This window comes from Acidisphaera sp. S103 (assembly GCF_009765975.1).
Classification (GTDB): Bacteria; Pseudomonadota; Alphaproteobacteria; order Acetobacterales; family Acetobacteraceae; genus Rhodopila.
Genome location: NZ_LMUJ01000060.1, coordinates 1 through 5,978 on the forward strand (window position 1 = coordinate 1; position 5,978 = coordinate 5,978).

Annotated in this window: 9 protein-coding genes, 1 tRNA gene and 1 pseudogene; 2 read left to right on the forward strand and 9 right to left on the reverse strand. The window is 63.0% G+C overall.

Features of this window, described 5'->3' with window-relative positions:
* Window positions 1-236: 236 nt before the first annotated feature.
* From GSQ89_RS18905 to GSQ89_RS18945, 9 genes and pseudogenes are all read right to left on the reverse strand, one after another.
* Window positions 237-389, reverse strand: a complete 153-nt coding sequence (locus tag GSQ89_RS18905) for a hypothetical protein (RefSeq protein WP_158928066.1) — start codon at window positions 387-389, stop codon at window positions 237-239.
* Window positions 385-468 (reverse strand): annotated as a pseudogene (locus GSQ89_RS18910) (recombinase family protein); the annotation flags it as partial. The gene GSQ89_RS18905 and the pseudogene GSQ89_RS18910, both read right to left, overlap by 5 nt.
* Before the next feature lie 181 nt (window positions 469-649).
* Window positions 650-1,057, reverse strand: a complete 408-nt coding sequence (locus GSQ89_RS18915; RefSeq protein WP_158928068.1) for a hypothetical protein — start codon at window positions 1,055-1,057, stop codon at window positions 650-652.
* Window positions 1,058-1,152: 95 nt separating this feature from the next.
* Window positions 1,153-1,716: a PIN domain-containing protein gene (locus GSQ89_RS18920; RefSeq protein ID WP_158928070.1), complete on the reverse strand. Its 564-nt coding sequence runs from the start codon at window positions 1,714-1,716 to the stop codon at window positions 1,153-1,155.
* A 13-nt stretch (window positions 1,717-1,729) separates the two neighbouring features.
* On the reverse strand, window positions 1,730-2,089 hold the full coding sequence (locus tag GSQ89_RS18925; protein WP_216856268.1) for a helix-turn-helix domain-containing protein: 360 nt from the start codon (window positions 2,087-2,089) through the stop codon (window positions 1,730-1,732).
* Between the two features lie 462 nt (window positions 2,090-2,551).
* Window positions 2,552-2,626, reverse strand: a tRNA-Met gene (locus GSQ89_RS18930).
* Window positions 2,627-2,668: 42 nt separating this feature from the next.
* Entirely contained in the window at window positions 2,669-3,334 is a 666-nt protein-coding gene (locus GSQ89_RS18935; RefSeq protein ID WP_158928702.1) for an N-acetylmuramoyl-L-alanine amidase, read from the reverse strand.
* Between the two features lie 119 nt (window positions 3,335-3,453).
* Window positions 3,454-4,236 (reverse strand): TerB family tellurite resistance protein, encoded by a 783-nt coding sequence (locus GSQ89_RS18940; protein WP_158928072.1) that lies wholly within the window; start codon window positions 4,234-4,236, stop codon window positions 3,454-3,456.
* A gap of 53 nt (window positions 4,237-4,289) precedes the next feature.
* Window positions 4,290-4,823, reverse strand: a complete 534-nt coding sequence (locus tag GSQ89_RS18945; RefSeq protein WP_158928074.1) for a VOC family protein — start codon at window positions 4,821-4,823, stop codon at window positions 4,290-4,292.
* A 73-nt stretch (window positions 4,824-4,896) separates the two neighbouring features.
* Between GSQ89_RS18945 and GSQ89_RS18950 the strand changes: the two genes are divergently transcribed.
* Both GSQ89_RS18950 and GSQ89_RS38575 read left to right on the forward strand, forming a co-directional pair.
* Entirely contained in the window at window positions 4,897-5,697 is an 801-nt protein-coding gene (locus GSQ89_RS18950; protein WP_158928076.1) for a putative hydro-lyase, read from the forward strand.
* A gap of 86 nt (window positions 5,698-5,783) precedes the next feature.
* A partial coding sequence (locus GSQ89_RS38575; RefSeq protein WP_216856269.1) for a hypothetical protein occupies window positions 5,784-5,978 on the forward strand: 195 nt, incomplete at its 3' end.

Below are 5,978 nucleotides of genomic sequence, written 5' to 3' on the forward strand. Positions count from 1 at the left end.
AGGCCTTCGGTCGGGCTACGCCCTCCCTTCACCCCACGCCCCGGAAACTTTCTCATCCTGATTGACGGGGATTCTCACCTTGATTGTCGCGCGGCAAGGCCGGGTTAAGACGGATCTGCATGACGCCTTGGCGCCGGCGCAATCGTCCGCGGAGGGGCTGGCAGCCGAGAAGCGGGGTAAGGGATACTGCTAAGGGAGGCCGCTCAAAGCAGAAAGCTCCCACCCGCTCGTGAGGCTTACTTCTTCATCGCGTCCTTCGCGCCACCGACGGCGTTTTGGACCTTGCCGGCGGTCTCTTTCAGCCCGCCTTTGACCTCGTGCGCAGCGCCTTTGACCCGATCCTTGTCCATTGCGAACTCCTGATTGTTGCGCAGCTTAGAGGCGCTCACAGCCAGCAGCCTCCAGGGCGTCACGCTGAAGCGCGAGGTTCTGCTCGGACGTGGAAACACGCATGTAGCCGACCAGCATGGATTCGCCCGGATGATTGCAAAAACCGAGCGGAGCATGGTTCACAGGCCGAAGATAGATGTATGAGTTTATGCATGCCACAGAAACAAGCCGCCCAGATTGGGCCGTCGGCGCCTTCGCATGCATCAAACGGTGATTTTCTGCATCCAGGTGTAGGGTGGCAATGGGTGGTTGGCTGCCGTCACACAAGTTCGGCTGCTGGTCCTGCGGGCGGTTGATTGGGTGGTCGCCGGAAGCGCCAATTGGTGTTCAGCGTCGATCCCTCAGGACCGAGCACGTAGTCGAGATACTGTAGATTCTCAGGGAGACGCTCGCGACCATAGTAGAACCACTCCCAGTGGACACGCGATGCCACATTTATCCGAAAAGTATACTGATCGAAGGTGGCCTTGCCCGGACTTTCAATCGTAAGTGTCTCGCCTTGGTCGAAGGAGAGGATGAGCGTGTCACCCCGAGCGACAGCGGCAATTATCGTGTGGATGTTGTCGTAGGGCCGTCCAAACCATTCGCCCCATATGCGTAAAGTCCCGCGCTTGACGTGGGGAAGCTGCCTCGAGAGGCGATTGGCGAAGATTTCGGCGTTGGTCATACCACAGAGACCTCGCCCCACCTCGGTCATCTACTGCCACTGAATCGAACTTTCGGTTCCGTTGTTACCGGCACCCCATTAGGTGAATTAATCACTCAGACGAGGGCAATGTTATCCCGCAAAATCGCAACCGTCCGTGGCAATCCCTGGCGCGCCAGGAGATCGAGATATTCGCTTGGCGTGAAGGGGGGATTTTTGAGCCGGGCACGCATCTCTTTGATCGCTCCTAATGCGGTCGGTGGAGCAAGGGTCAGCACGTGAGCAATGAATTCGTCCGGATGCTGTGCTTCTATTTGGAACGGCGCTAAGGCCTCATCTGGAAAATCCCTGAGATTGAGCGTCACGATGACATCCGCCTTCCCCACGATGGCCGCAGCGAGCACATGGTGATCGCCCGGATCCGGCAGAGCCAGACCATCTATCAAGCTTTCATGCCCCGTTACGGTCGCATCCGGAATCGCCTCATGCATGAAATGCTGAGAGCGTCGTAGAGACTCGGATAGGTTCGGACGGGCACGAAGAACTGCCTCTATCCACTCATTCTGGATCTGGTGTGTCCACTTCGTGCAGAACAAGTCCGTGACAGCGAGGCTCAGCAGCACGTCTCTGACCGATGGTGGGTAAAGTACGCATGCGTCGAATAGGGCAGTGAACGCCATCCAGCGACATGCCCTATTCGTATTCGCCCACCGCCTGAGCTTCGGCCACCAGTTGGTCGAGGGCGCGGCGCCGCGACGCATTCATGCGATCTTTGTAGGCACGCAGGTCCGAAAATAGAATGCGCCGATGCGTGCCTACCATGCGATGTGGCACCTCGTTCCGCTCAATCAGCTTAACGATCCACGGACGAGACACGTTTAGGAAGTCGGCGGCCTGCTGCGTTGTTAGTTCGGCATGCTCAGGTGTCACGGTTACTGGACTGCCTGCACCAAGATGAACAAGCATGTCCGTCAACAACTGCACGGCAGGCGCCGGCAGTACGAAGGTTTGCGGTGGCTCGTTGTCGCGAATAAGAACAGCCTCGACGCGCACAGCTCCGCGTCCCGTTAGCCGGGCAACAACCCGGCTAGCCTCCAAGGCATCCTTTCGCTCAGTCTCTGACAACACAGCTGGTTGCCGGAGGCCTAGTGCTGCGGATCCCATGAATGTTCTCCTTTTCGTGAAGTGAGTATGCCATCTCAGGAACCCAAACGCAATAAACGAAACTACGATCCTGACCATCGTGTGGGGACTGACTGCCGATCGGTATGAACGGCCGACTCGGCTGCCAATTTATCCTGTGGGGTTAAGTGACACCCGGAATCGCCGCTCCGAGTCGCGCACAGGCTAGCGAGTCGTCCCGTGGGGAGAGGTGACGCCCAGCGAACTCATGCAGGGTGCCGACGGGCACCTTTTTGCCCCGCTGTCCAGTCAATGTCCTGTCAGGGGAAATTGACTTTCAGCGCGCTGCCGCCGAATTGGCCGAGAATATATCGTTTTATCAGATTCTTAGGATGGTAGCGGCGGGCGGATTTGAACCACCGACCAAGGGATTATGATTCCCCTGCTCTACCGCTGAGCTACGCCGCCATCCAACGAGAGGCGGCGGAATACCCCCCCACCGATCGCGCGTCAACCACCTCGTACCGCCCGCTGCACACCCAACAGACGCACCAGCGTCCCATCATCCGCCTGCCCTGTGACCGCCTCCGGCCGCCAGTGCCGTTGGAACGCCCGCAGCACGGCGGACAGCGCCGGATCCAGCGCGCCCTCCGTCGCCACCCGATACCCGATCTCCGCCAGCGCGGCCCGCACCGGCCGCAATGTGGCCGCATCGCGGATCGCCCCCGTCGTTCCGATATCAGGCGATTCCTCCGGCCACAAACCGACGCCGTTCTCCGCCAATGCGCGCCAGTCGAACCGCTCCCCGGGGTCTTCCTTCCGGTCCGGTGCCACGTCGCTGTGCGCCACCACATTCCGTGCCGGAATGCCATGCCGGGCCAGCACCAGCAGGCAAAGATCGCAGACGGCGGCCAGTTGCAGCACCGGGAAATCCCGATACCCCCATTCATGCCCCGGATTGACGATCTCGATCCCGATCGAGCGCGCGTTCAGCGCCGTATGCCCCCGCCAATGCGACACGCCCGCGTGCCAGGCGCGACGACCCTCCGGCACCAGCCGGAATACCGTCCCGTCCTCCTCCACGACATAATGCGAGGATACCGCCGCCGCCGGGTCACGCAGCCGGTCCAGCGCCGCCTGCCCCGTCTTCATGCCGGTATAGTGCAGGATCAGCATATCCACCGCACAACCCCGTTCGTCATGATTGGGACTGGGCAGTTCCACGATCGGCAGGGCTGGGCGGGTGGACGTCGCGGGCGGGACCTCCCGCAGCCACGACGGAACCCCCCGGTGCCTCACAATCCGCGTTCCCGCTTGATGCGGTCCCAGGCCGCATTGATCCGAGCGACTTTTTCACTGGCCCGGGCAACGAAGGCGGCCGGCACGCCGCGGGACGCCAGCGTGTCCGGATGATTCTCCCGCATCAGCCGCTTCCACGTCGCACGCAGCTCCTCCCCGCTGGTCGCGCGCGTGACCCCGAGTTCCAGATACGGATCGTCATCGTCGACCGGCATCGCCGCGCGCGGAATCTCCCCGAACGCACGATCCCAGGACGCCTGATCCAGCCCCAACCGCCGGAACACCCGGCGCAGGAATTCCTGTTCCCGCGCGTTCAGCGGCCCGTCCGCTCGGGCGATCTTGAACAGCGAGGTCAGCACTTGCTCCAGCATGCCGCGATTGTCGTCGAAGGCTTCCGCCAGTTGCGCCGCGTACGGCTCGAACGAGTCGTTGCTGTCGCGTGCCTGGTCGAACAGCCGGCCGACCCCGCGGGCCGACGCCGGCGGAATGCGGAAATTCTGCTTGAACGCATCGATTTCGGAGCGCTTCACCGGCCCGTCGCATTTGCACAGCTTCGCCGCCAGGACGGTGACGGTGATGGCGAACACCTCTTCCCGCCGGCCCAGCAAACCCGCCATGCGAGCCGGATTGAATGCCGTACCCTGCATGAACGGACGCCGGATGCTCTCAACCGAACCCGAATCGGCGGCATGCCCCAACGCGGCGCCAACCACAGCGCCGTAGGGTCCGCCGACAAAGAAGCCGGCGGTGCCACCGATGATCTTACCCCAGTATCCCATAGACCGACGATATCACGCCGAACCCATCAGCGGCAAAGCATGAACGTGCCGTTTCAGGCCGTCAGCAGGCTCGGGTCCTTCAGGCTGGTGTCCTGCCCCTTCACCGGATCGGCAATGGCGGATTCCAGGCTGAGCGCACCTTTCCACTCACTCGCCGGACGGGCTTGTTCGCCCTGGGCGATCTGGTCGATACCCCAGTAGATCTCCAGCCGATGGTTGTCGGGATCGCGAAATTCCACCGCGATCTGCACCCCCGCCCGGCGGCGGCCGTCGAAGTCGACCGGCACATTGTGTTCCCGCAGATGAGCCCGGGCGCGCACCACATCGTCCAGTGCCGGAACCTCGAACGCCAGGTGATGCAGTCCGGCGCCCGCCGGGTTCTGTTCCGTCGCCTTGAACAGCGCCACCCCATGATGGTCGGGATTGCAGCGCAGGAACACCGCGCCGCCCGGCATCATGTCGTCTTCATAGGTGTCGGAGACCTGGAACCCCAGAACGTCCCGGTAGAATTCGGTGGAGCGCCTGATGTCGGCGACATACAGCGCGACATGGCCGATCTTGCCGAGTTGAAAGGGGGGCGTGCTCATCGATGAAGATCCTCCTGTTGCGCCAATATAGCACGGGCTTTAGCGTGCCGCGACCCAGTGATGGAGCACGGCGATGAACGCGATCACGGATGTCCGCGGCAATGCGGGGCAGCGGGAAAGACAGCGCATCCGGACGGGCGTGTTCACTGGTCCGACATCGGGGCTGGCGTCCGGCAACGTGCAGGCGAACCTGGTCATCCTGCCGAAAGCCCTGGCGCATGATTTCCTGCGGTTCGCCCAGGCCAATCCGAAACCATGCCCCGTGCTGGCGGTGTCCGAGGCCGGCGATCCGCATTTTCCCACCCTGGGTGCCGACCTGGATATCCGCACCGACCTGCCGCTGTATCGCGTCTGGCAGCACGGCGAGCTGATCTCCGAACCCACCGATGTCCGAGATGTGTGGCGCGACGACCTGGTCAGCTTCGCCATCGGCTGCTCGTTTTCGTTCGAGGAAGCCCTGGTCGAGGACGGCATCGATGTCCGCCACATCACCCGCGGGTCCAACGTGCCGATGTACCGGACCAATATCCCCTGCGTCCCGGCCGGCGCGTTCAGCGGCCCGCTGGTGGTGTCGATGCGCCCCATGAAGCCGGCGGACGCGATACGAGCGGTGCAGATCACCACCCGGTTCCCGTCGGTGCATGGCGCGCCGGTGCATCTGGGTTTTCCCGCCTCGATCGGCATCGCCAATATCGACAAACCCGACTACGGCGACGCCGTGCCCATCGGCGCCGACGAGATGCCGGTTTTCTGGGCCTGCGGCGTGACCCCGCAAGCGGTGATCGCACAGGTGAAGCCCGAATTCTGCATCACCCACGCGCCCGGCAGCATGCTGATCACCGACCTGCGCAACACCTCGCTGGCCGCGCTGTAGGTCGATCGGCGGCGCGCGGTGTCCTCGCGATGAGACACCAGCCTCTTCCCCTCGTCATGCCAGACGCCGGCCCGAGCCCCCACGCCATGGCGAATGCAGCCCCCAACCCCCGCGTCATGGCGGACGCCAGCCACAACCCTCTCGTCATGGCGGACGCCAGCCACAGCCCCCTCGTCAGGGCGGACGCCAGCCACAACCCCCTCGTCAGGGCGGACGCCAGCCACAACCCCCTCGTCAGGGCGGACGCCAGCCACAACCCCCTCGTCAGGGCGGACGCCAGC